General features: G+C 73.9%; 21 protein-coding genes and 1 pseudogene. 10 read left to right on the top strand and 12 right to left on the bottom strand.

The genetic code is table 11. From position 1 onward, the window contains the following. Positions 1 to 97: 97 nt before the first annotated feature. Both OZ948_04590 and OZ948_04585 read right to left on the bottom strand, forming a co-directional pair. Positions 98 to 1,327: a HupE/UreJ family protein gene (locus OZ948_04590; GenBank protein ID MEB2343995.1), complete on the bottom strand. Its 1,230-nt coding sequence runs from the start codon at positions 1,325 to 1,327 to the stop codon at positions 98 to 100. Continuing rightward, a complete protein-coding gene (locus OZ948_04585; protein ID MEB2343994.1) occupies positions 1,324 to 2,235 on the bottom strand; it encodes a peptidyl-prolyl cis-trans isomerase in 912 nt (303 codons plus the stop codon). Before OZ948_04585 ends, OZ948_04590 begins: the two co-directional genes overlap by 4 nt. A 38-nt stretch (positions 2,236 to 2,273) precedes the next feature. Between OZ948_04585 and OZ948_04580 the strand changes: the two genes are divergently transcribed. Continuing rightward, positions 2,274 to 2,927: a hypothetical protein gene (locus OZ948_04580; protein ID MEB2343993.1), complete on the top strand. Its 654-nt coding sequence runs from the start codon at positions 2,274 to 2,276 to the stop codon at positions 2,925 to 2,927. A gap of 117 nt (positions 2,928 to 3,044) precedes the next feature. Continuing rightward, on the top strand, positions 3,045 to 3,776 hold the full coding sequence (locus tag OZ948_04575; GenBank protein MEB2343992.1) for a PilZ domain-containing protein: 732 nt from the start codon (positions 3,045 to 3,047) through the stop codon (positions 3,774 to 3,776). A gap of 14 nt (positions 3,777 to 3,790) precedes the next feature. Here OZ948_04575 and OZ948_04570 read toward each other — a convergent pair. Next, positions 3,791 to 3,880 (bottom strand): annotated as a pseudogene (locus OZ948_04570) (IS5/IS1182 family transposase). A 405-nt stretch (positions 3,881 to 4,285) separates the two neighbouring features. On the opposite strand from OZ948_04570, the gene OZ948_04565 reads away from it, so the two are divergent. Both OZ948_04565 and OZ948_04560 read left to right on the top strand, forming a co-directional pair. Next, on the top strand, positions 4,286 to 4,678 hold the full coding sequence (locus OZ948_04565; GenBank protein MEB2343991.1) for a hypothetical protein: 393 nt from the start codon (positions 4,286 to 4,288) through the stop codon (positions 4,676 to 4,678). Positions 4,679 to 4,681: 3 nt separating this feature from the next. Beyond that, positions 4,682 to 5,413, top strand: a complete 732-nt coding sequence (locus OZ948_04560) for an RES domain-containing protein (GenBank protein ID MEB2343990.1) — start codon at positions 4,682 to 4,684, stop codon at positions 5,411 to 5,413. A gap of 87 nt (positions 5,414 to 5,500) precedes the next feature. On the opposite strand, the gene OZ948_04555 is transcribed toward OZ948_04560, so the two are convergent. Continuing rightward, entirely contained in the window at positions 5,501 to 6,553 is a 1,053-nt protein-coding gene (locus tag OZ948_04555; protein ID MEB2343989.1) for a Gfo/Idh/MocA family oxidoreductase, read from the bottom strand. Between the two features lie 17 nt (positions 6,554 to 6,570). Between OZ948_04555 and OZ948_04550 the strand changes: the two genes are divergently transcribed. Further along, positions 6,571 to 6,948, top strand: a complete 378-nt coding sequence (locus OZ948_04550) for a phage holin family protein (GenBank protein ID MEB2343988.1) — start codon at positions 6,571 to 6,573, stop codon at positions 6,946 to 6,948. A 5-nt stretch (positions 6,949 to 6,953) separates the two neighbouring features. Here OZ948_04550 and OZ948_04545 read toward each other — a convergent pair whose 3' ends face one another. Together OZ948_04545 and OZ948_04540 are read right to left on the bottom strand one after the other, a co-directional pair. Beyond that, the gene (locus OZ948_04545; protein MEB2343987.1) at positions 6,954 to 8,585 is read right to left on the bottom strand and encodes an MFS transporter; all 1,632 of its coding nucleotides are present in this window, start codon (positions 8,583 to 8,585) and stop codon (positions 6,954 to 6,956) included. 58 nt (positions 8,586 to 8,643) lie between these two features. Then, a complete protein-coding gene (locus tag OZ948_04540) occupies positions 8,644 to 11,130 on the bottom strand; it encodes a glycoside hydrolase family 3 C-terminal domain-containing protein (GenBank protein ID MEB2343986.1) in 2,487 nt (828 codons plus the stop codon). 223 nt (positions 11,131 to 11,353) lie between these two features. Here OZ948_04540 and OZ948_04535 point away from each other — a divergent pair, with 223 nt between their 5' ends. Then, positions 11,354 to 12,820 carry an NAD(P)/FAD-dependent oxidoreductase gene (locus tag OZ948_04535; protein MEB2343985.1) on the top strand — a complete coding sequence of 489 codons (1,467 nt, stop codon included), beginning with the start codon at positions 11,354 to 11,356 and terminating at the stop codon, positions 12,818 to 12,820. Here the strand turns inward: OZ948_04535 and OZ948_04530 are convergent. The 4 genes from OZ948_04530 to OZ948_04515 are packed head-to-tail and all read right to left on the bottom strand — an operon-like array spanning position 12,808 to position 16,118. Continuing rightward, a complete protein-coding gene (locus OZ948_04530) occupies positions 12,808 to 13,485 on the bottom strand; it encodes a hypothetical protein (GenBank protein ID MEB2343984.1) in 678 nt (225 codons plus the stop codon). The genes OZ948_04535 and OZ948_04530 overlap by 13 nt on opposite strands. Beyond that, complete coding sequence (locus OZ948_04525) at positions 13,482 to 14,099, bottom strand: SCO family protein (GenBank protein ID MEB2343983.1); 618 nt, start codon at positions 14,097 to 14,099, stop codon at positions 13,482 to 13,484. The genes OZ948_04530 and OZ948_04525 overlap by 4 nt, the downstream gene beginning before the upstream one ends. Next, complete coding sequence (locus OZ948_04520) at positions 14,071 to 15,570, bottom strand: cbb3-type cytochrome c oxidase subunit I (GenBank protein ID MEB2343982.1); 1,500 nt, start codon at positions 15,568 to 15,570, stop codon at positions 14,071 to 14,073. Before OZ948_04520 ends, OZ948_04525 begins: the two co-directional genes overlap by 29 nt. 2 nt (positions 15,571 to 15,572) lie before the next feature. After that, the gene (locus OZ948_04515; GenBank protein ID MEB2343981.1) at positions 15,573 to 16,118 is read right to left on the bottom strand and encodes a cytochrome oxidase; all 546 of its coding nucleotides are present in this window, start codon (positions 16,116 to 16,118) and stop codon (positions 15,573 to 15,575) included. A gap of 139 nt (positions 16,119 to 16,257) precedes the next feature. Between OZ948_04515 and OZ948_04510 the strand changes: the two genes are divergently transcribed. Continuing rightward, a complete protein-coding gene (locus tag OZ948_04510; protein ID MEB2343980.1) occupies positions 16,258 to 17,484 on the top strand; it encodes an acyl-CoA dehydrogenase family protein in 1,227 nt (408 codons plus the stop codon). 9 nt (positions 17,485 to 17,493) lie between these two features. Here OZ948_04510 and OZ948_04505 read toward each other — a convergent pair whose 3' ends face one another. Further along, entirely contained in the window at positions 17,494 to 17,892 is a 399-nt protein-coding gene (locus OZ948_04505) for a hypothetical protein (protein MEB2343979.1), read from the bottom strand. A 121-nt stretch (positions 17,893 to 18,013) separates the two neighbouring features. Between OZ948_04505 and OZ948_04500 the strand changes: the two genes are divergently transcribed. The 3 genes from OZ948_04500 (at position 18,014) to OZ948_04490 (ending at position 22,600) form a co-directional block, all read left to right on the top strand. Continuing rightward, positions 18,014 to 18,925, top strand: a complete 912-nt coding sequence (locus OZ948_04500) for a hypothetical protein (protein ID MEB2343978.1) — start codon at positions 18,014 to 18,016, stop codon at positions 18,923 to 18,925. 76 nt (positions 18,926 to 19,001) lie between these two features. Then, a complete protein-coding gene (locus OZ948_04495; protein MEB2343977.1) occupies positions 19,002 to 21,263 on the top strand; it encodes a glycoside hydrolase family 2 protein in 2,262 nt (753 codons plus the stop codon). 140 nt (positions 21,264 to 21,403) lie between these two features. Beyond that, positions 21,404 to 22,600, top strand: coding sequence for a hypothetical protein (locus tag OZ948_04490; GenBank protein MEB2343976.1), 1,197 nt, complete (start codon positions 21,404 to 21,406; stop codon positions 22,598 to 22,600). Here the strand turns inward: OZ948_04490 and OZ948_04485 are convergent. Further along, complete coding sequence (locus OZ948_04485; protein ID MEB2343975.1) at positions 22,578 to 22,949, bottom strand: multidrug efflux SMR transporter; 372 nt, start codon at positions 22,947 to 22,949, stop codon at positions 22,578 to 22,580. The two genes, OZ948_04490 and OZ948_04485, sit on opposite strands and share 23 nt — an antisense overlap. Between the last annotated feature and the right edge of the window lie 151 nt (positions 22,950 to 23,100).

The raw sequence follows: 23,100 nt of genomic DNA, 5'->3' as shown, positions 1-23,100 counted from the left end.
ATCCCTCCCCGCCGGCCGTTCTTCGGCGCTCGCGGAGGCGAACTTGAGGCGGGGAAGCCGGCGAATGCCCGGGGGTTCGCAGCCCCGCCGGCCGCGGCTACCCGAAGGTGCGGGTCAGGAACCAGAAGAGGCCGAGGCCGCAGACCGCGGCGGAGCCGAGCTCGGCAACGAGCCGGTGCGGGCGGCCGCCGTCGATCCGGGCAAGGGCGCGCAGGAGCGGCCAGGCAGCCGCCACGATCGCGAGCTGGCCGAGCTCGACGCCGACGTTGAAGCCAAGCAGCGCCGGCACCAGCCGCTCGGCCGGCAGCGCGAGCTCGGCGAGGATGCCGGCGAAGCCGAAGCCGTGGATCAGCCCGAAGGCGAAGGCCACCGCGGCGCGCAGGCGCGCGGGCCGCTCCACCCGCGCGAGCAGTCCGAAGTGGCAGGCCGAGAAGAGCGCGAGGCCGACGAGCGCGCCGGCCGGCACCGCGCCGATCCCGGCCGCCGCGAGCGCGGCGAGCGCGAGGAGCCCGCCGCACGCCACCCACGGCACGCCGCGCCCGCCCCCGCCGAGCAGCCAGCCGTTCTCCGCCGCCACGAGCGCGATCGAGAAGCCGATCAGGGCCTCGATCGCCGCCGGCTCGGGCCGCACCACGCCGAGCACCGCGAGCGCGAGGGTCACGCTGTGGGCGACCGTGAAGCCCGTCACGAGGCCCGCGACCTCGCGCAGGCTGCCCGCGAGCAGGAGCAGCGCGAGCACGAAGGCCAGGTGGTCCCAGCCGGTTGCGATGTGCTCGATCCCGAGCGCCACGTAGCCCGCGAAGGTGGTCCCGGCGGCGTCCGCACCGGCGGTGCCTGCCGGTGCCTCCGGGTCGCCGAGCGTCCAGCTCGGCTCGGCGTCGCTCAGCACGCGCTCGCGGATCTCGCCGCCGCCCGTCTCGACGCGCGCGAAGTGCAGGTGCGAGGGCGCCGCGTCGAGCAGGAATGTGCTCGTGAGCCGGTAGCCGCCGCTGCGCTCGCAGCGCACGCGCCACTCGTAGACGGCCTGGCCCTCGGGCGCCGGCGCCGGCAGGGGATCGCCGAGCGGCTCGCAGGGGCGCCCGCCGCGCGCGAGCCGCAGCTCCGCCGCGAGCCGCTGCGCGACCGAGGCGGGGGCTCGCGGGTCCCGGACCGGGTCGACGCCGAGCCGGGTCAGCTCGAGCAGCGGCACCCGGACCCGCACCGCAGCCCCGTCCGGCGTGAGGCGCCAGCTCGACCAGGACAGGCTCCGCCCGTGGGCGCCGGCGTCGCCGGCGAGCAGGCAGGCGAGCGCTGCCAGCACGAGCCGCGCGACGAGGCGCGGGCTCACGAGGCCGGCCCCGCGATCTCGATCTCGGCGCGCTCGCGCAGCTCCGCGAGGTAGCGGCGCAGCGCCTCGTCGCCGGCGCGGCGGCGCCACTCGGCGCGCACGTCGTCGGCAACGGCGTCGTAGGGCAGGGAGACCGGCGCCTCGCGCGCCGACAGCAACAGCACCTGGAAGCCGCCCGCGAAGGCGAGGGGCTCGCTCACCGCGCCCGGCGCGGCGGCGGCGAGCGCGGCGAGCGCATCGGGGCCGGCGTAGCCGGCGAGCTTCGCGGCAGGCAGCGGCGCATCCGGCAGCGGCGCCACGAGCGGATCGCCGAGCGCCGCGGCCACGGCGTCGAAGGGCGCGCCCGCACGCAGCCGCGCGGCGGCATCGGCGGCGCGCGCGCGCGCCTCGGCCTCGCTGCGCAGGGGCGCCGCGCGCACCCAGAGCTGGCGGGCGCGCAGGCGCCCGGGCTCGGTGAAGCGATCGGGATGCCCGGCGTGGAAGGCGCGCAGCGTAGCCTCGTCGGGCTCGGCGAGGGCGGCGTCCTCGGTGACGGCCGCGATCATCGCGGTGACGAGCTGGTTGCGCACGAGGCGGTCGCTCTTCGCGAGGCCGAGCTCGAGCGCGCGCTGGACCAGCAGCTCCTCGTCCACCAGCCGGTCGAGCACGAAGCGCTCCTCCGCTGCGCCGACGGGGTTGCGCCGGTCGCTCTCGAGTGCGGCCAGCGCGCGCTGGTAGTCGGCGGCGCGCAGGGCGGCGCCGTTCACGGTGGCGACGGCGCCCTCGGGCAGCGCCGGGGCGCCGGCGCCCGAGCCGAGCAGGGACAGGCCCGCCGCGACGAGGCCCACCAGCGCGCCGGCCCCGAGCCAGGCGATCGACCGCGACCCTCCCTGCGCCACGAGGCCTCCGAGGGCCGTGATCCTACCCACCTCTTCGCGATACGCTCGCGGCAGACCGGGGAGGAGCGATGGCCGAGCCCGTCTACGCGATCCGCCGCCGCGCGGGCCTGCCGCCCGCTGCCGGCCGCTTCCGGGAGCGAGCCCGACGCACCCGCCGGGCGCTCGCCGCGCTGCTCGCCGCGGCCGCGCTCGCCTGCGAGCTCGACGGCCGGGAGGCCACGGCCCCGCCGGCGCCCGCCGAGGCGGCGCCCGCCGCCCCGGCCGTCGTCACGCTGCCCGCCGGCTACCCGAGCCCGCTCGCGCCGCTGCGCGAGCTCGTCGGCCAGTACCCGCGCGACGTCGACCTCTGGCGCCGCGAGCCGCTCGCGGGCCGGCTCCATGCGCTGCTCGGCGAGCGCTTCGCCACCTTCGTCACCAACACCGAGGTGCAGAGCCCCTTGCTCGAGGAGGACGGCATCCTCTACGTGACGGGCAACAAGCAGCACGGCGGCGGCACCGACGCCGCCGCCCTGGTGGTGGACCTGCGCCGCGACGCGGTGTGGGTCTGGCTCATGGCCGGCGGCGAGAGCGAGGCGCTGCTCGATCGCGACGTCGAGGTGGAGCTGCCCGCCGACGTGCGGATCGTGCTCGAGAACGCCGAGCCGGCCCCGGCGCCGCCTGAGGACGACGAGGAGCCCGGCGAGCACCCGCCGCACGAGGAGCCTGACGCCCCGCAGCCGTGACGGGCCGTCACGCGCGCGCGCCTCGCCGGGAGCGGCGCGGTGATGACCGTCACCACCACGCGCCTGCCCTGCACCGAAGCGCCTTCCAGGGGGCCCGCTCGGGCCGGGGAGGGGCGCGTGGACAAGGACCTGCTCGTGCTCGGCGCCAGCGCGCCCGAGATGGAGCTCCTGCGCGCGCGGCTCGGGCGGATGGGCTATCGCGCCGTCCCGGCCAAGACGCCGGACCAGGCACGCGCCTTCCTGCGCGTGGCGGGCTCGCGCGTGGGCGCGGTGGTGGTGCCTTCCGACCTGCCGGTGACGAACCTGCGCGCGGCGCTGCTCTCGCTGCGCACGATCGGCGCAGGGGGCGAGCTCGTGTTCCTGGCCGGCGGCCGCGAGCCGGATGCCGAGGGCCGCCGCCGCCTGCGCGACGCCGGGATCGAGCTCGCCGTCTTCGACCCCTGCGACACCCACACGCTGCGCTTCCAGGTGAACCGCGCGCTCGCCGGCCTCGAGCGCATGCGCGGGCGCCGCCGCACGGTGCGCGCGCCCGCCGACTGGCCGGTGGTGATCCACACGGGCGCGGGCCGCGTGAAGGAGGGCCGCGTCTACTCGATCTCCGCGACGGGCGCCTTCGTCACGGTCGGCCAGCCGTCGATGACGCGGGCGCGCGTGTCGCTCGACCTTGCGCTGCCCCAGGGCGGACCGCTCAGCGCCGCGGGTCGCGTCGTCATGACCAACGTCCCGGGCAACGTGATGCGGCGCAACCTGCCCTTCGGGATGGGCATCCGCTTCGAGCAGCTCTCGGAAGGCGCCTCGGTGTCGCTGCTCGTCTACGCGCAGGAACGCTTCCGTGCGCTCTCGCTCTAGTGTCCTGTGTCGGAACGGTTCATCCACGAGTGGCTACGTTCCAGCACCCAGCGCCGGGCACGGTAGCGAGGATTCGCTCGCCGTTCGTTCATTTCCTCGCCCCGCGGCGCCCGCCTCGACCGACGGAACCCATCCCTCCTCCCGCGTCCGCTCGAGCCGTGTGGGGGTCGTGGTCCTCGAGGCCAGCGCCGCGGACCACGCGCGCAACGGGGCAGGGTTGAGGCGCACTCGTGGCCCGGATGGCCGACAAGCGTCTGCGCGGCGACCGGGCACTCGGAGACCCGGAGGGGTGAGCCGGAATCCTCTCCGGCAGAGTGAGGTCCAAAGGAAACAACGATCATAAAATATTGAAATCAATAAGATTCTAGGCTATTTCGTCGTGGTCTAGGGACGCCGGGGATCAAGCTCGTGTGGCGTTCCGGCGAGATTATCTCGGTATTCATCCGTAATTGGATGGTGATTGATCTGGCTTTCATGCTAGGGTCGAGCCGTCTCATGGGAGGACTCGGATGCAAGCGCGAAGCACCTCTCGACCCGACCTCGAGGCCCATAGCTACGTGATGCGCCTTCCGTTCCCCGTGGTGGCGAAGGAGCTCTCGCATCTTCTCGGCCGGAGACTCACCGCGTACGTCGCCGACGTGAACGACGCACGTGCGGTGGCCGAGTGGGAGACTGGCGACCGAGAGCCACGGCCGCACCTTCCCCAGCGGCTCCAGCTCGCCCTGATCGTCGCCAAGCTGATCGCAGATCATGACGACGCCCAGGTCGCGCAGGCGTGGTTCCAGGGGCTGAACCCCGAGCTCGATGATCGTTCGCCCGCCCGCCTGCTGCGGGAGGGCGATCTCGACGAGGTCGGGCCCCTGGTGCTGGCGGCGGCACGGGCCTTCGTGATCGGTGGATAGCGGTTGGCCGAAGCGGCACGGGCACTCGAGGTCGTTCGGCCGCCGTCCCGTCTCTTTCGCATCTCACGCCGGCCGGATCCGTGGACGTGGCCCAATTGGGCGCACGTCAGCGACGATCATACGTTCGGAAACCGCTGGGACGATCCGCGAGGGATCTACCGCGTCCTGTACGCCGCGAGTCAGCGCCAAGGCGCCTTCCTGGAGGTACTCGCGCGGTTCCGACCCGATCCGGCGGTCGTCGCGGGCCTCGCGCGAATCGCAGCGGAAGCCGATGCCATCCCTCCCGGGATGGTGCCGGCATCCTGGCTTCGCAGGCGCGTCATGGGTGAGGCCTCGGTTCTCGGCACGTTCGCCCACGTCGGAAGACGCCGTTCGCTGGCCCATCTGCGACGGCTCCTGGCAGCGCGACTGGTGCACTACGGACTCCCGGATCTCGATGCAGGCACGATCCGGCTGACTGCACCGCGTCGTCTCACGCAGGAGATCTCGCGCTGCATCTTCGAGATGACGGAAGTGGGGTCGGTCGAGCCGAGCTATCACGGCATCTGTTACCTGTCGCGTCTCGGAGACGAGCTCGAGAACTGGGCGATCTTCGAGATGAGCGAAGCTAGCGGCGGAGAGCCGCGCATCGAGCCAGGCAGAGTCAGCGACCTCTCCCCTGAAGACCCCGACTTCCAGGCCGTGCTCCGGGTGCACGAATTGACGCTCATGGATCTGCACCCTGGCGGGGGGTGACTGATCGCGCGCTCAGCATGCGGTCGTCGTATTGCGCGCCAAGCGCGCCGTGGAAGCGGAGTTCCGCGCCCGCACCCACGTTGGGACTCAGGTGGCCCGCGGCCGGAGCCCGGCCGCGCGGTAGGCCGCGTCGATCACGCGCATGTTCGCGACGGCGTCGGCGGGGCCGGTGGGAACCGGCGCGCCGTGACCCACCGCGGCGGCGAAGGCGCGGAGCTGGTGCGTGTAGGTGCTCTCGCCGCGCGGCACCTGCTCGGAGCGCCGCCCGCTCGCGCCGCGCACGCGCAGCCAGTTGCCGAGGTGGGGCACGAGGGGGTTCAGGACGCGCATCTCACCGGTGTCGCCGACCGCGCGCAACGAGGTCCGCACGATCGTGCCGGTCAGCAGGCCGCAGACGATCCGCCCGGTTCGGCCGTCGGGCCAGCGCAGCGCCGCCTCGAAGCGCCGGTCCACCTGCGGCGTGCGCAGCCAGGCGCGCGCGCTCGTCACCGTGGGCTCCGACGCCGGCACCGCGGGATCCGCGGCCGCCAGGTGGCGCAGCATCGAGATCGTGTAGCAGCCGGTGTCCATGAGCGCGCCGCCGGCCAGGTCCCAGCGCCAGCGGATGTCGTTCGGGAAGATCATCGGGAAGCAGAACCAGGCCTCGAGGTGGCGCAGGCGGCCGAGCTCCCCGCCCGCGACCACGGCGCGCATGCGCTCGGCGAGCGGGTGGTAGCGCCAGTGGAAGGCCTCGACGAGCGTGCGGCCCGTCTCGCGCGCCGTCGCGGCCATGCGCTCGGCCTCGGCGGCGTTGGACGCGATCGGCTTCTCGCAGAGCACGTGCTTGCCCGCGTGCAGCGCGCGGATCGTCCATTCGCAGTGCAGGCCGTTCGGGAGCGGATTGTAGAGGGCGTCGACGTCCGGGTCCGCGAGCAGCGCCTCGTAGGAGTCGAGCACGCGGGGGACGCCGTGGCGGGCCGCGAAGCGGCGCGCCTTCGCGGGGTCGCGCGCGGCCACGGCCACCACCATGACCTCGGGCACCCGCGCAGCGGGCCGCACGAGCGCCATCGGCGCGATCCGGGCGGCGCCGAGGATGCCGATCCGGAGCGGGGCCGGCCGCACGGGCGAGGGGGAGGCGCTCGGCGTGGCGGGGTCGCTCATCCGGCTAGAATACCGCCATGGCGGGCTTCCTCCTGCGCCTGGCGATCTCGGCCTTCGGCCTGTGGGTGGCGGCGAAGATCGTGCCGGGGATGGCCTTCGACGGCCCCGGCACCCTGCTGGTCGCGGCCTTCCTCCTCGGGTTCGTCAACGCCTTCGTGCGTCCCCTGCTCGTGGTCCTGACGCTGCCGCTCACGATCGTGACGCTCGGCCTGTTCCTGCTCGTGGTGAACGGCCTCATGCTGATGCTGGTCGCCTGGCTGCTGCCCGGCTTCGCGCTGGCCGGCCTCGGGACGGCGGTGCTCGGCGCGATCGTGTCGGCGCTGGCGGCCTGGTTCGCGTCGTCGCTGATCGGCTCGAGCGGCCGCATCGAGACCCTGCCCGAGCGCGTGGGCTGAACCGCTCAGGCCTTCGGGATCCGCTCGTGGACGTAGTGGGTAACGCGCGGCGCGGCGCCGCCGCGGTGGAAGCGCTGCGCGATCGCCTGCACCTCGCGGTCGGCGGCCGTCATCCGCTCGTGCTGGCGCAGGTGCTCGAGCCAGGACTCGATCACGAACGACTCGAGGTAGTGGCCCGGTCGGGCGGCGTCGCCCCACAGGCCCCAGCGCAGCGCGCCGTCGCGCAGGCGGATCTCGCCGAGCGCGCGCATCGCTGCCGCGAAGGGCTCGGCGTCGCCGGCCTCGACCTGGTACTCGACGGTCACCAGCACCGGCCCGCGATCGGCGGCCACCGCGACCCCGAGCTGCGGATCGGGCCAGCGCGCCGCCGGCGTGAGATCGGGCGCGTCGCCCGCGGGCAGCCGCAGCCGCCACACGAAGAGCCGCGACAGCGCGACGGCGGCGCCGGCGAGCTCGAAGGCGGCCGGCACCCCGATCGACTCCGCGCCGAGCCCCCAGGCGGCGCTGCCGAGCGCGAGGCCTCCCATCAGCACCAGCAGGTACACCGAGAGGCCGCGCGCGCGCACCCAGGCGGGGAGCACGAGCTGGGCGGCGGCGCTGAGCGTCGTGAGCAGCGCGAGCCAGCCCGCCCCCGCGAGCGCGAGCGCGCCCGCCGCCACCGGGAGCGGGGGCACGATGCCGAGCAGGAGCATCGCCGCCGCGAAGCCGAGCGCGGAGAGCGTGGTGACGCGCTGCGGGCCGACCCGCGCGCGCAGACGCGGCAGGCCCACGCCGGCCGCGACGGCGCCGGCGCCGAAGAAGGCGAGGAGCCCCCCGTAGCCCGCCGGCCCGAGCGCGAGCTGCTCGCGCGCGTAGAGCGGGAGCAGCGCCCACACGGCGCTCGCCGGGAGGACGAAGACGGCGACCCGGATCAGCACGAGGCGCAGCGGCGCGCTGTGGCGCACGTAGCGCAGGCCGGCGCGCATGGCGCCGATCAGGTCCTCGGGCGGGAGCCGCGTCTCGGCCGGCGCCCGCCGCCAGCGGGCCAGCACGCCGATCACGCCCAGGTACGAGAGCGCGTTCGCCCCGAAGGCGGCGCCGGCGCCGGCCGCCGCCACCACGAGCCCGCCGGCCGCCGGGCCCGCCGCGCGCGCGAGGTTCATCGAGATGCCGTTGAGCGAGACGGCCTCGGGGATCTCCTCGCGCGGCACGAGCTCGGGAATGAGCGCGAGGAAGGCCGGCGCGACGAAGGTGCTGCCGACGCCGATCGAGAAGGTGAGCGCGAGGAGCCCCGCGGGCCCGATCACGCCGGTGAGCGCGAGCGCCGCCAGCGCGGCCGCGGAGACCGCGAGCCACGCCTGCGCGGCGAGCAGCAGCCGGCGGCGGTCGACGACGTCGGCCAGCGCGCCGGCCGGAATCGCGAGCAGGAAGAAAGGCAGGCTCGAGGCGGCCTGCACCAGTGAGACCCAGAAAGGCGTCGGCGCGAGCGTGGTCATGAGCCAGGCGGCGCCGACGTTCTGCATCCAGGTGCCGACGTTCGAGGCAAGGCCCGCGATCCAGAGCGAACGGAAGACCGCCAGGCGCAGGGGCGACCAGGGGTCAGCGGTGGCAGCGTCGGGAGCGGGAGCCTCGGGAGGCGGCGCGGAGGTAACGCTCATGCCGCTGCGAGCTTCGCACACGCTTGCCACGGCGTCGTGCGCAGCGCCCGGGCGCTGCTCAGGACACCCGGAAGCCGGCGCGCGCGCGCAGATCGCGCGAGGAGCGCCCGGCCGCGAGCGCGTAGGCGCCGGGCTCGACGTGCCAGCGCTGCGCCGCGCCGTCCCAGATGGCGAGCGCGCGCGGCGCCACGCGGAAGCGCGCGACGCCGCGTTCGCCCGGCGCGAGGCGCAGCTTCGCAAAGCCGGCGAGCGCCCGCGGTGGCCGCCGCCACGGCCCGGGCGGCGGCTCGAGATAGAGCTGCACCACTTCGACGCCCGCGCGCGGGCCCGTGTTCGTGACCTCGATCTCGGCCGCAACCTCCTCGCCGGCCGCGACCTCCTCCCGCACGAGGCGCAGCGCCCCGTACGCGAAGCGCGCGTACGAGAGCCCGTGCCCGAAGGGGAAGCGCGGCTCGACCCCGCGCGCGTCGTACCAGCGGTAGCCCGCGAAGACGCCCTCGTCGTAGCGCAGGGTCAGGCCCTCGCCGGGGCAGGAGAGGAAGGCCGGCGTGTCCTCCATGCGCAGCGGGATCGTGAGCGGAAGGCGCCCGCCGGGGTCGGCGTCGCCGAAGAGCACGTCGGCGAGCGCGCGGCCACCCTCCTGGCCGGGGTACCAGAGCTGGAGCAGGGCCGCGGCGTCCTCGGCCCAGGGCATCGCAACGGGCGAGCCCGCGTTCACGACCACGATCGTGCGCGGGTTCGCGGCGGCCACCGCCGCCACGAGCTCGTCCTGCCGGCCGGGGAGCGCGAAGGAGTCCCGGTCGCGGCCCTCGCTCTCCCAGTCCTCGTCGAGCCCCACGACGACCACGGCCGCGTCCGCGCCGTGCGCGGCGGCGACCGCGCGCGCGAGCGCGTCGGAGGGCTCGGGCGGCGCGAAGCCGACGCGCAGGCCCGCGGGCAGCCCCGGGCGATCGTGCGCGAAGTCCACCTCGATCTCCACCGAGGCGCCGCTGGCGAGCGGGAGGGCGATCTCCACCTCCTGCGATCCGAGCCCGAAGAAGGCGCTCCCGCGCTCGCGCCCGCCCCAGAGATCGATCGCCTCGCGGCCGTCCACGCGCAGCCGCGCGCGGCCCGCGCTCACCAGCGAGAGCCGCTGCGCGCCGCCCTCGCGCGCGCGCAGGCGCGTGCGCAGGCGCGCCGAGAAGCGCTCGCCGGCCGCGATCGGGGCAGGCGGGGTGAGCCAGAGCACTTCGCCGCTGCGCGTGCGCTCGCGGCGCAGGGGCGCCTCGCCGGGCTCCGCGCCCGCGAAGACCTCGAGCTCGATCGCGCCCTCGACGTCGGCGGCTTCGAGGGCCGGGAGCGTGCGGTAGCAGGTGGGGCCGCGCGCGAAGAGCAGCTCGATCCCCGCTGGCGCGGCCCGCTCGGCAATGCCCGCGAGCGGCGACACCGGGTCATGGGGCGTCACCCGCGCGCTGCCCCCGCCCTGGATCACGGCGCGATCGGCGTTCGGTCCGATCACCGCGAGCCGGTCCACGATCCCGGCGCGCACCGGCGTCCCGGCGCCACCGGCTCCCGGGCGCCGGCCCGCGAGCGGCAGCGCGTCGCCTGCGTTGCGCAGGAGCACCATCCCCGCGGCCGCGGCCTCGCGCGCGAGCGCGCGGTGCTCGGGCCGGTCCTCGCTGCGCTCGGGCAGCGGCGCCCCGGCATCGAGCGCGCCGGTACGTGCGAGCAGGCCGAGGACCCGGCGCACGGAGGTGTCGAGCGCGGCCGCGTCCGCCTCGCCGGCCTTCACGGCACCGGCCAGCTTCGCGCCGTAGTGGCGCGGCGGCCCCGGCATCTCGAGGTCCATGCCGGCCCGGATCGAGGCCGGGCCGGAGCGGGTCGCGAACCAGTCCGAGATCACGACCCCGTCGAAGCCCCACTCCTCGCGCAGGATCCCGGTGAGCAGCCGCTCGTGCTCGCTGCAGTGCAGGCCCCCGAGCCGGTTGTAGGCCGCCATCACCGACCACGCGCCCGCCTCGCGCACGGCGGCCTCGAAGGGTGCGAGGTAGAGCTCGCGCAGCGCCCGCTCGTCCACCTCGACGCTCGCCCGGTGTCGCTCCCACTCGGCGTCGTTGCAGGCGAAGTGCTTCACGCACGCGCCGACGCCGCGCCCCTGCACGCCGCGCACGAAGGCTGCCGCCATGCGCGCCGCGAGGAAGGGGTCCTCCGAGGCGCACTCGAAGTTGCGCCCGCCCGTCGGCGTCCGCTGGAGGTTCACGGTCGGCGCGAGGAGCACCCCGGCGCCCTTGCTGCGCGCCTCCTCGGCGAGCGCCGCCCCGATCCGCTCGACCAGCGCCGGATCGAAGGACGCCCCCTGCGCCGCCCCGCACGGGAAGCAGGCCGACGTGAGGGCCCCGCGGAACGACACGCCGCGCGCGCCGTTCGGCCCGTCGGTGACGCGCAGGGCGGGGATGCCGAGCCGGGGGATCGCTGCCGTGTGCCAGAGGTCGGCGCCCGCCACGAGGGCGGCCTTCTCGTCCAGGGTGAGCTCGGCGAGCCATCGTGCGATGCGGGGGTCCGGCATGGTGGTTCCTGGCAGGGGATCGCCCCGGGGCGCGCCGCACGGACCGCGGAACGATTCCGGTCCTTGACCCCGTTCGAGCCCGGCGCGGGATCCTGGCATACCCTCCGGCCCCGATGCACGCCCGTGGCCGCGCGCGGCCGCGATCGCGCCGCCAGGAGCCGGAGCGGGCGCGCTCGAAGCATGCGCGCGAACCGGCTCGAAGCGGAACAGGAGCAGCGACCCGATGCCCACCGAGCACTTCGACGTCCTGATCGTCGGCGCCGGCATCTCCGGCGTGGGAGGCGCCTATCACCTGACGCAGCAGTGCCCCGGCAAGAGCTTCGTCGTGCTCGACGCGCTCGATGCCTTCGGCGGCACCTGGCGGACCCACAAGTACCCGGGCGTCCGCTCCGACAGCGACCTCTACACCTTCGGCTACCGCTTCAAGCCGTGGACCACGGCGCCGGTCGCGACGGGCGAGGAGATCCTGAAGTACCTGGGCGAGGTGATCGCCGAGAACGACCTCGGCCGTCACATCCGCTACCGCCACAAGGTGCTCTCGGCCTCGTGGTCGAGCCGCGAGAACCTGTGGACGGTCGAGGCCAGGCGCACCGACACCGGGGAGACGCTCCACTTCTCCGCGAACTTCCTCTGGATGTGCCAGGGCTACTACCACCACGACCAGGGGTACACGCCGGAATGGAAGGACATGGAGCTCTTCGAGGGCACGCTGGTCCACGCCCAGACCTGGCCCGAGGACCTCGACTACCGCGACAAGAACGTGCTCGTGATCGGATCGGGCGCGACGACCGCCACGGTGGTGCCGGCGATCGCGGCCGACACCCGGCACACCACGGTCCTGCAGCGCTCGCCCACCTACTTCTACCCCGGCCCCAACCGCCACGAGCTCGCGGACACGCTGCGCGAGCTCGAGATCGACGAGACCTGGATCCACGAGATCGTGCGGCGCAAGATCCTGCGCGACCTCCAGCTCCTGACCCAGCTCTGCATCGACCAGCCCGAGTTCGCCACGGAGCAGCTCCTGAACGGCGTGCGGGCCTACCTGCCCGAGGAGTACGTGAAGGAGCACTTCACGCCGACCTACCGCCCCTGGCAGCAGCGGCTCGCCTTCGTGCCCGACGGCGACCTGTTCAAGGGCATCCAGGCCGGCAAGGCCTCGATGGTCACCGACGAGATCGAGCGCTTCACCAAGAAGGGCGTGCGCCTCCGCTCGGGCCGCGAGCTCGAGGCCGACATCATCGTGGCCGCGACCGGCTTCCGGATCTGCGTGCTCGGCGACGTCGCCTTCACGGTCGACGGCAAGGCGATCGACCTCCACGACACGGTCACCTACCGCGGCATGATGTTCACGGGCGTGCCGAACCTGCTCTGGATCTTCGGCTACTTCCGGGCCAGCTGGACGCTGCGGGTCGACCTGCTCGCGGACTTCGTGTGCCGGCTGCTGAACCACATGGAGGCGAAGGGCCTGCGCAAGGTCGAGGTCGGTCTGCGGCCCGAGGACGCGGACATGCCGATCCTCGACTGGATCGACCCGAACAACTTCAACCCCGGCTACCTGCTGCGCGCCCTCGACCAGCTTCCGCGCCGGGGCGACAAGCCCGAGTGGCAGCACACCCAGGACTACTGGAGCGAGCGGATGGCGATCCCGGCGATCGACCTCGACGGCCCCGAGTTCCGCTACGCACCCTGACCCGATCCGTGCAGGCGCGCACGCGCGCCGGCGGGCGGAGCCGCTGCATCGCCTTGCGCGGCACGCCCACCGCTCTCGGCGCCCGTGCGCGCGGCTTCGAGCCCGGAGCGCCCCCACACGAGCCTCCAGGCGATCCACAGACTCGTCGCCACCCCGATCCCGAGCAGCGTCTGCCCGAGCCGCTGCTGGTCGCTCGCGAGGTAGTTGCTGCACAGCCGTGCCGGGGCGAGCAGGTAGAGCCGGCTCAGCCGGAACGCCGTCGCGACGACCTCGAGCAGGAAGACCCCCCGTACGACGAAGCCGGTCCGCGGCCAGCTCAGCGCCAGCGGCAGGCCGATCAGGAGGGGCACGCCGACGAACTTCGCGATCGCGACCCACGGTTCCTCCAGGGCCGCATCGATCGCCCGCGGCAGCATCCAGACCATCGCGGCGAGCGAGGCGAGCAGGAGGCCGCTGATGCCGCGGTGGTTCCACGCGTCCAGGCTCTCCCTCGCGCGAGCCGGCAGGCACGGGGCGAGCCACCATCCGGCGAGTGCGAGCAGGGGGATCTGGACCAGCATGTGGAGCGTCATCGTCGCTTCGAGGGCGTGCCGGGCGGGCGGCAGCGCGAGCGCGAGCCACAGGCCCACCGCGAGGCGCGGCCTCGCGTGCGGCGACGCCATCATCGGGGCAGCCTGCGCAGGACGTACTGCTCGGCCACGGCCGGTGCGTCCCAGTCCATGATCGCGACCAGTCGGCCCCGGGGATCGACCACCGAGATCGCCGCATTGTGCACGTAGCCACCGATCCCATCGGGAATCACCGTCACCCCGAAGGCGTGCAGCAGCGTCTCGAGATCCGGGGCGCTGGCCGGGCGTGCCGCGATCCATCCCGCGCCGTGGCTTCCCGCGTGGCGCAGATAGGCAGCCAGCTCCGGCGGGCCGTCGTGGGCCGGATCGAAGCTGATGCTCAGCAGCGCGACCTGGCCGTCTGCGATCGGGCGGGCCAGCCGATCCTGGAGTCGTGCGAGATCCCGGCCCTGCACCGAGCAGTACGTGGTGCACCGGGTGAAGATGAACTCCACCAGCAGCCAGCGCCCGCGCAGGCTCGCGAGGTCGATCGCCTGCCCGCCCGCGGTCTCCAGCGACGCCGCCGGCAGCGCGCGCGGGTGCTCGCTCACCTCGAGGCGACGCGCGGCCTCCGCCGTGAAGGCCCGGAATCCGTCCGTGGCGCCCGCGAGCGTCGCAAGGCCCGCCGCCAGGATCAGCAGGCTAGCCAGCAGCGTCCGTAGTGCCGGCACCGGCATCCCTGGACGGCGAGGCCCTCCACAGGCCGACCGTGATCCGGATCGCGAAGGACACCATCGCCAGCACGACCAGGAGCGCGGCGATCGATCCGATCTTGTCGGTGAAGGTCCACTCCTCCAGGTGCTCGGCCATGCGCCGCGGCACGCTCGCGCGGCCACCGCCCAGGAACGCGAGCGCGAAGGCCAGGCCCCCGACCAGATAGACCGGGAAGCCCAGCCGGTCGGCGCGCGAGTCCGGCGCTGCCTGCCCGCGGCTGCCGATGACGTGGAAGAGCAGCGCCAGCACCATCGCGAGCACCCCGATCAGCAGGTAGAAATGGAAGTGCCCCGGCACCCACTGGGTGTTGTGCATCACCAGGTTGTTGCGGATCGTGCCATCCAGGATGGCCGGCACGATGCCCGCCGCCCACCCGAAGAGGGACAGGACCAGGAGTCGCGACGGCATCGTCCAGCGGATAGCCGAGCGATGGAGGTTGACGAGGCCGCCGTAGGCGGTCACCAGGAAGACCGGGAACCCCGCGCTCCAGGAGACCACCTGCCCCACGGTCGACAGCCAGCGCGGCTGCGCGAAGTCCATGAGCAGGTGGTGGGGGAAGACGACGATCACGAACAGGGTGCTCGCCGCCCACGACCACAGGAACGGGCGCGAGATCGGATAGGGCTTGCCGGTGTAGCGCGGGAGGAGCTCGTACACGGCGATCACGCCCATGTAGATCGTGGCGTTGATGTACATGTGCCCGAACCAGTAGATCAGGTTCTTGGCCACCAGGGCGTCGAGCGTCACCTGCGGATAGAAGACGTTGATCAGGCTCATCACGAGCACGACGGCGCCGGCCAGGATGCCCAGGGAGTTCGCGATGATCACCAGCGTGCTGGCCACGACCGCCTTCGGATGGTCGGGGTCGATCCGGCCGCCCAGCAGCCACGGCAGGCCCAGGGCACGGCCCAGGTTCCCGTGCACCGCGATGATGCCCGCGGCTGCGTCGAGGTAGAACAGGAGCGAGCCGGTTCCGATCAGGAGGCCCCCCAGCATGAACAGGGCCGCGGTATCCGGTGTCCAGAGCCCCATCCCGCGGACCGGCAGCGGATAGAGGAAGGTCCACAGCGCGCCGTAGCCGCCCGCGAAGATCGAGAGGACGACGCAGAGCAACCCGAGCAGGAACAGGAGGTAGTTCGCGGCGAAGGCCCAGAGGTGCAATCGCACGTACCTGCGCAGGAAGAACCACATGACCCCGGTCGTGGCCAGGGACATGGTTCCCACCATGCCCATCCCGTGCAGGGACAACAGCTCGTAGAAGAGGCCGGCCGGCACGGGCAGCCATTTCGCCTGCGTCATGCGCATGGTCAGACCGACCAGCATCAGCAGCACGAAGAGGATCACCGCCGTGATCATGTACAGGTCGAAGGTGACCCGCTCGCCGCCCGTGAGCTGCTCCTCGTCCGGATACAGGGTGAGGGATGCCATGGTCATTCGCTCGCCGGTGCGACCACCTGGAGGGTGGCCTTCATGGGTCCGTGGCCGATACCGCAGTACTCGAGACATTGTATCGTGTAGGTTCCGGGTTCGTCGAAGGTGTGCAGCAGCCGGTTCGTGTAGCCGGGCATCGCCTGGGTCTGGGTCACGATCCGACCACCGGGCGCGTAGAGTGCGAACCCATGGTTGACGTCGGCAGCGGTGACGCGGAACTCCACGACGCTGCCGCTCTCCACGGTGGCGGGAGTGATCTGCCACGACCACTGGCGTCCGATCGCCTCCACGACCTGTCGCGCGGCGACCGTGCCGTGCTGGGGCGGGATCGGGAAGCGATGCAGGGTGGCCCAGCTCCCCGCCACGAAGCCGGCGAGCAGCACCGCGAAGAGCCCGGCCTGCAGCCGGCGCGCCCGGGCGGCGAAGCGGCGGGCCGCCGCTTCCTCTGCGGGCCTGCCCGCCTGGAGGACGACGGCCGCGAAGACGAGAGCGACCAGCCCGATCCCCACCAGCGCGAGGGTCCAGACCACGTCCTGCAGGATCACGGGGTTCCTTCTGCCATCCTTCGATTCCGGGCGTAGAACAATTGGTCCAGCGGCGCCAATCGGAGGACCAAGCGCCCCTTGGCGCGACGCCCGGCCCTGGGAGATGATCGCCTTCGCGCCCACCCGGGAGGGCTGCCCCGTGTTCGAGCTCGACGAGACGCATCGGGCCTTCGAGAGCGCGGTCCGCGCCTGGTGCGAGCGCGAGCTCGCACCGGCCGTGCCGGCGCTCGAGCGCGGCGAGGCCCTGCCCTACCCGCTGCTCCGCAAGCTCGGCCGTGAGCTCGGCATCGCGGAAGCGCTCGCGGCGACGGCCGAGCGGCGCCTCGCGCGGCTCCGCAGTGGCGGGCAGGCGCGGCCCGGCTCCGAGGAGCCGGGCGGCGAGGGCGAAGCCGGCGGCCTCGGCGGCGACCCGCTGCTCACGAGCGTGCTCTTCAAGGAGCTGTGCCGCGTCTCGCCGGGCTTCGGCATGGTCCTGATGGCGACGCTCGGCTGTGGCATGACGATCCTCGCGCGCGGCTCGGCCGCGCTCGTCGAGCGCTTCGCGCTCCCCGTGCTGCGCTTCGAGAAGATCGGCGCCTGGGCGCTCACCGAGCCCGAGGCCGGAAGCGACGCCTTCGGCGGCATGCGTACGACGGCCGTCCGCGAAGGCGACGGCCTGCGGCTGCAGGGGCGCAAGACCTTCATCAGCAACGCCCCCTACGCCGACGTGCTCACGGTCTTCGCCCGTGTCGAGCGCGAGGATGGCGAGCCGGTCGCCCGTCCCGTCGTGGTCGAGCGCGGGACGCAGGGGCTCGAGACCGGCCCGCCGCTGCGCAAGATGGGCATGCACGACTCGCCCACCGGCGACGTCTTCCTCGACGGCTGCCACGTGCCGCTCGACCACGTCGTCGGCTCGCTCGAGAGCAGCGCGCGCGCGCGCGGCGCCGCCGCGCTCGAGACGCTCAACCTCGAGCGCTCGGTGATGCCGAGCATGTGCCTCGGCATCCTCGAGCGCTGCGTCGAGGAGTCGGTGCGCTACGCGCGCGACCGGCGGCAGTTCGGGCGGGCGATCGGGGAGTTCCAGGGCGTCGCCTTCCCGCTCGCGCGCATGGCGCTCGCGCTCGAGAACGCGCGCAACCTGGTCCTGAAGCTCGCCTGGGCGCAGAAGCACGGCCGGCTCGACGCGCGCCTCGCGTCGGCCGCCAAGCTCTACTGCGCCGAGGAGGCGACACGCGCCGCGCTGGCCGCGGTGCAGATCCACGGCGGGTCGGGATACATGGCCGACCTCCCGCTCGAGAAGCTCGCCCGCGACGCCAAGATGTTCGAGATCGGCGGCGGAACCAACGAGATCCAGCTCCAGACGATCGCGCGCTCGCTGCTCGCGTAGCGCGTGTCCTCAGGCCGCGCGCGGCTCCTCGCGCCCCGCGCCGCCGCGCGGCATGAGGCTCGCCAGCACGGCCCCGACCAGGAAGAGCGCCGCCACGTCGCCGGGCAGGTGGCCGTGCTCCGCCGGGTCGACGACAGCCTGGACGGCCATGATCCCGCCGTGCACGAGGCTCGACCAGACCGTGAACCAGATCAGGCTCCGGTGCGCCGCCGGCTCGCGCGCAGCGCGCAGCAGGAACACGCCGAGCGTCCCGTAGATGCCGACCATCATCAGCTCGTACTCGTGCTGGCGCGGCTCCCAGGCCCATCCCGAGGGCCAGAACACCATCAGGGGATAGACCAGCAGGAACGAGACCCCGAAGGCGAGCAGCGCGGCGCGCAGCCATCGCTCCCGATCCGCCATCCCGATTCCTCCTCGCCGGTCAGGATGCGCCGGTGGGCGACACGGCGCCAGGCCGCTGGCCGGGGACCAGCGACCTCGGCTACCTCAGCACGGCGGACCTGCTTCGCCGGCCGCGCGGAGAGCACCCGTGCTGACCCTCCCGTCCCATCACCTCGGCGACGCCTGGTTCCACGCCGACGCCGGGCGCATCCACGCCTTCTTCCTGGTCTGCCCCGAAGGCGTGCCCCGGCACACGGCCTGGGACATCGGCCACGCATCGAGCGCGGACCTCCGCACCTGGACCCATCACGGCGTAGCCCTGCGCCGCGGGCCGGCCGGCGCCTGGGACGGGGCCTGCCTCGCGACGGGATCCGTGCTGCGCCGGGGAGGCCGCTTCTGGATGGCCTACACCGGCAACTGGCTCGGCCCGCTTCCAGCCGTCGGGATGGCGTGGTCCACGGATCTCCACCACTGGCAGAAGCTCGACGCGAACCCGGTCACGGCGATCGACGAACGGATCTACACCTCCGAGAGTCGCGGGCGCCGGCGCTTCCCCCACTGGCGCGATCCCTTCCTCTTCGAGGTGGACGGGGTGGCGCACCAGCTCGTGTGCGCAACGGCGGCGGAGGCCGGGGGACCGGCGGGCGCCGTCGGGGTCGCGCGCAGCCGGGACCTCGTGCACTGGGAGCTCCTGCCGCCCCTCGACGTCGAGCCCTTCGCCGAGGAGCTCGAGTGCCCGCAGGTGGTGTCGGCGGCCGGCCGTCACTACCTCGTGTTCTCGACGCCGGCGGGCCTCCGCCTCGGGGACGACGCCGCGGCGCCCGGAGAGCCCGGGCACCTGTACGCGATGGTCGGCGCGGGGCCGCTCGGGCCGTTCCGCATGGCCGACCCGGCGCCGCTCTTCCCGGCCGGCCTCCGGGAGCGGCCCTACGCGGGGCGGGTCGTCGAGCGCGCCGGGCGCCTCGCCCTCCTGGGCACGCTGTGGAGCGACGCCGGCGACCGCATCAGCGACCCGGTCCCGATCGAGGCCGGTGCCAGGGGCCTGCGCGTCTGCGCCTAGGCGCGGGCGCAGCGGCCGCAGCCGCTAGTGTCCTCGCGAACCGGGCTCCGGACGACCCCGGGCAGGAGGCGAGGCCGTGCGGCGGATCGAGACGCTCGCGGAGGGGTGGGAGCTCGCGAGGGGCGACGGGGGCGCCGGCGGCGAGGGCCCGTGGCACCCGGTGACGCTCCCCCACGCGTGGAACACCTCGCCGGGCGGCGTGCCCGCGCCCGGGGACGATCGCGGGCCGGGCTGGTACCGCCGCGCGCTGGTGGTGCCGGAGGTGGCCGCCGGGCGCCGGGCGTTCCTCGAGATCGGGGCGGCGGGCACGGTCGCCGACGTCTACGTCGGCGGCACGCATCTGGCCCACCACCGGGGCGGCTACTCGGCCTTCCGCTGCGACCTCACGGGCGCGCTCGACGCCGCCGGGCGCGGGCTCCTCGCGGTGCGGGTCGACAACGCGCCGGCCGGCGACGTCTACCCGCTGACCGGCGACCACACGATCTTCGGGGGCCTCTACCGCCCGGTGCGGCTCCTCGTGGTGGGCCCGGTCCACGTCGACCTCCTCGACCACGGCGGGCCGGGCGTGGTCGTTCGCCCGCTCGCGCTCGACGGCGACACGGCCCGGGTGCGGGTGACGGTCCGGGTCGCCAACGACGGCGCCACCCGCGCGCGCGAGGAGGTTGCGATCGGCCTGCGTGACGGCGACGGCACCCCCGTGGCCTCCGCGACGGCCGGCGTGACGATCGCTCCCGGCGCGCTGGCCGAAGCCGCCGCCGAGCTCGTGATCGAGCGCCCCCGCCGCTGGGACGGGCGGCGCGATCCGCACCGCTACCGGGTGGTGGCCGAGGTGGCCGGCGATCGCGTGGAGCTGCCCTTCGGCCTGCGCACCTTCGCGATCGACCCCCGAAGCGGGGTGACCCTCAACGGCCGCCCCTACCGGCTCCACGGCGTCAGCCGCCACCACGACGTGAACGGCACGCCGGCGGTGTCGCGCGCCGAGATCGAGCGCGACATCGACCTCGTCGACGAGCTCGGCGCGACGGCGCTGCGCCTCGCGCACTACCAGCACGCCGGGGACGTCCTCGACCTGTGCGACGAGCGCGGCATCGTGGTGTGGGCGGAGATCCCCGTCAACGCGAAGGTCTCGCCCGAGGACCCGCTCACCAACGCCGCCGCCCAGCTCACCGAGCTGATCCGCCAGCAGCGCCACCATCCCTCGATCCTGTGCTGGGGCGTCCAGAACGAGGCGGTGATCGGCGAGCAGGTTGCCGATCCGCGCCCGGTCGCGGCTGCCCTGGCCGCCCTGGCCCGGAAGGAGGATCCCGACCGGCCGACCGCCCAGGCGCAGCTCACCCTCGTCCGGCCCGACGACCCGATCAACCGGATCGCGGACCTGAACGCGCTGAACCTCTACCACGGCTGGTACCACGAGCGGGCCGAGGGGGTGGGCCCCGCCCTCGACGCGCACCGCGCCGCCAACCCGGACGTGCCGCTCGGGCTCAGCGAGTACGGCGCCGATGCCCGCCCCGACTTCCACGCGGGCGAGCCGGTGCCCGGTGACTACACCGAGGAGTACCAGGCCCTCTTCCACGAGGTCTACTGGCGGGCGATCGAGGAGCGGCCCTGGCTGTGGGCCACCTTCGTCTGGAACCTCTTCGACTTCGCCTCGGCGATCCGCGACGAGGGCGGCACGCGCGGCTTCAACATGAAGGGCCTGGTCACGCGCGACCGCCGGATCCGCAAGGACGCCTTCTGGTGGTACAAGGCCCACTGGTCCCGCGAGCCGGTGCTGCACGTCTGTGGCCGGCGCTTCGTGAACCGCCACGACCCCGAGCTCGAGCTCAAGGTGTACGCGAACCATCCCGAGGTGCGCCTGCTCGCCGGCGGCCGGGACCTCGGCGTCCGCCGCTCGCCGGATCGGGTCTTCCGCTGGCGGCTGCGGCTCGGCCCGGGCGAGACCACCGTCGTGGCCCTGGCCGGCGGCCAGCGCGACGAGGCGACCTTCCGCCTGGCCGGCGCCCCCGACCCCTCCTACGTGTGCCCGGCGCCCCGGCGGGTGCAAGACCGGGGCGCCATGGCCTCCTGGTACGAGAGCGCCGGCATCGCGATCGACCCCGGCCGCTACGGCACCTGGAGCCTCCTCGGCGAGCTCCTCGACGACCCCGCGACGCGGGCGATCCTGGTCGAGGAGTTCGGCCCCCGGCTCCTCGACGACCCGCGCCTCGAGGTCGCCCGCGGCTTCCCGCTCGACTTCGTCCTCGGCGCCGCGAACGCCGGCCTCTCCGACGAGCAGCTCGTCGCCCTCCACGCGCGCCTCACCGCCGTCCCGAAGCCCGTGGCCGGCACCCGCGGCTGATCCGCCCCCCGTTGCGTGCGTCCTGCAGGTCACCTGCCGGTGTGGCCGCAGGACGCAGCCGGGTATGACCGCGCGCATATCGACGTGACGCGCTGGCGCGTATGTCCTGCCCCCATCCAGACGGAAGGAAGACCAACCACATGGCCGCGCCCCTTCGCTCTCGCGTGTCGATGGTCGCAGGACTCGTCGCGAGCCTGCTCGTCGCGAGCGCCGCGCAGGCGATCCTCGCCGGCGACCTGCTCGTCACCGATCGCACCAACCGCCGGGTGGTCGGGGTCCGGCCCGACACGGGCCAGGTCTGGGTGGTCTCGCCGCGCGCGGGGGGAGCCGACCTGCTCGTCGAGCCGGCCGGCATCGTCATGACCGACTTCGGGGTGATCCTCGTCGTCGACGAGGCCACGAGCCAGCTCGTCGGGATCGACGCCGCGACGGGCGATCAGTTCGTCGTGATGGAGACCGGCGGGGGAGCGCCGCTCGCGGTGGGCACGGCTCCGTTCGGGCTCGCGCTGCGCCAGACGGAAGGCGCCTACGAGATGTGGATCTCGGCGCGCGGCTCGAGCGAGATCCGCCACGTGATCGGCCTCGAGGCCTTCGGCATCGCCTCCGATGCGCTCTCCACCGACGCGCGCTGGGCGAACGCGCGCGGCGTCGCGGTCTCGGGGGATCAGCTCCTGGTCGCGATGGGCGACGGCCAGGGCTACTGGCAGGTCGCACTCGACACGGGCGTGATCAGCGATCCGCTGCTCGAGTACGACTCGATCTTCCCCGAGCTGCCACCGACCGACCATTCGCCGGACCTGCCCGCCTGGGACGTCGAGCCGTACCTCTACGAAGTCCCGGTGAATCCCTTCGACACGATCACGTTCCGGACGATCCTCTCCCTCGAGAAGACCAAGCTGACCCCCCCCTTCTTCCTCTCGTGCGACCCGGCCGGGACGCGCCTGGTCGCCTATGGGACGCTCTACAAGCAGCTCGTCCCGATCGACCCCATGAGCTTCGCCGAGGGCACGGTCGAGGTCGCCGACGGCACGCCGCTGCGCTGTCCCAAGGCGCTCGTGACGGGCCTCGACGGCCTGCTCTACGTGCTGGACACCGCGCTGCCCTTCGCCGGCGATCCGGCGATCGTGCGCGTCGCACCGGGAAGCGGCGCGGAGCCGACCGTGGTCGCCTCGCTCGCGAGCGTCACGAGCCAGCCGATGGGCCTGGCCGTGGCACCCGTCTCGGTCCCCGAGCCGGCTGCCGCCGGGGGATGCGTCGCGCTCGGCGCGCTGCTCGTGCTCGGCGGGCGGCGCGTGCCCCGCCCGCCTCGCGCGCTCAGCCGTCCTCGGCGCGCGTGATCGGCGCAGCCGCACCGGGGGGCGTGAGCTCGCCCTGCGAGGAGAGCCGGAGGCCGGCCACGCCGGCGATCACGAGGACCAGCGAGATCCCCTTCGCGAGCGTCGCGGCCTCGCCGAACCAGAGCACCCCGATCGCCGCGACCACCGCGGTGCCGAGGCCGGCCCAGATCGCGTAGGCGACACCGATCTCGAGCTGGCGCACGGCGAGCGTCAGGCACACGATGCTCGCGGCGTAGCAGGCGAAGATCGCAACGGTCGGGCCGGGCACGCTGAAGCCGCGCGAGAGCTTCATCGAGGTGGTGCCGCAGACCTCGAGCAGGATCGCCGCGAGGAGATAGAGCCACGCCATCGTCAGCGCCGCCCACCGCAGGAGCCGGCCTGCGCCGGGCGTGCGGATCCGGATCGGTCCACCGTGCCTTCCCTCCTTGTCGTGCGGCACCTCGCGCCACTGCGAGGCGCCGGACCGGGAAGACCCGAGGATGACCGATCCGCGGCCGTTC

It is taken from the genome of Deltaproteobacteria bacterium (assembly GCA_035063765.1).
Classification (GTDB): domain Bacteria; phylum Myxococcota_A; class UBA9160; order UBA9160; family PR03; genus CAADGG01.
Note: the sequence above shows the minus strand (reverse complement) of the source record. Positions and strands in the feature narration are given on the sequence as shown.

Excerpts from the sequence above, each read along its gene's own strand:
- OZ948_04580 (MEB2343993.1), top strand. The coding sequence starts at position 2,274 with ATGGCCGAGCCCGTCTACGCGATCCGCCGCCGCGCGGGCCTGCCGCCC.
- OZ948_04565 (MEB2343991.1), top strand. The coding sequence starts at position 4,286 with ATGCAAGCGCGAAGCACCTCTCGACCCGACCTCGAGGCCCATAGCTAC.
- OZ948_04555 (MEB2343989.1), bottom strand. The coding sequence starts at position 6,553 with ATGAGCGACCCCGCCACGCCGAGCGCCTCCCCCTCGCCCGTGCGGCCG.
- OZ948_04550 (MEB2343988.1), top strand. The coding sequence starts at position 6,571 with ATGGCGGGCTTCCTCCTGCGCCTGGCGATCTCGGCCTTCGGCCTGTGG.
- OZ948_04545 (MEB2343987.1), bottom strand. The coding sequence starts at position 8,585 with ATGAGCGTTACCTCCGCGCCGCCTCCCGAGGCTCCCGCTCCCGACGCT.
- OZ948_04540 (MEB2343986.1), bottom strand. The coding sequence starts at position 11,130 with ATGCCGGACCCCCGCATCGCACGATGGCTCGCCGAGCTCACCCTGGAC.
- OZ948_04535 (MEB2343985.1), top strand. The coding sequence starts at position 11,354 with ATGCCCACCGAGCACTTCGACGTCCTGATCGTCGGCGCCGGCATCTCC.
- OZ948_04530 (MEB2343984.1), bottom strand. The coding sequence starts at position 13,485 with ATGATGGCGTCGCCGCACGCGAGGCCGCGCCTCGCGGTGGGCCTGTGG.
- OZ948_04520 (MEB2343982.1), bottom strand. The coding sequence starts at position 15,570 with ATGGCATCCCTCACCCTGTATCCGGACGAGGAGCAGCTCACGGGCGGC.
- OZ948_04490 (MEB2343976.1), top strand. The coding sequence starts at position 21,404 with ATGGCCGCGCCCCTTCGCTCTCGCGTGTCGATGGTCGCAGGACTCGTC.
- OZ948_04485 (MEB2343975.1), bottom strand. The coding sequence starts at position 22,949 with ATGGCGTGGCTCTATCTCCTCGCGGCGATCCTGCTCGAGGTCTGCGGC.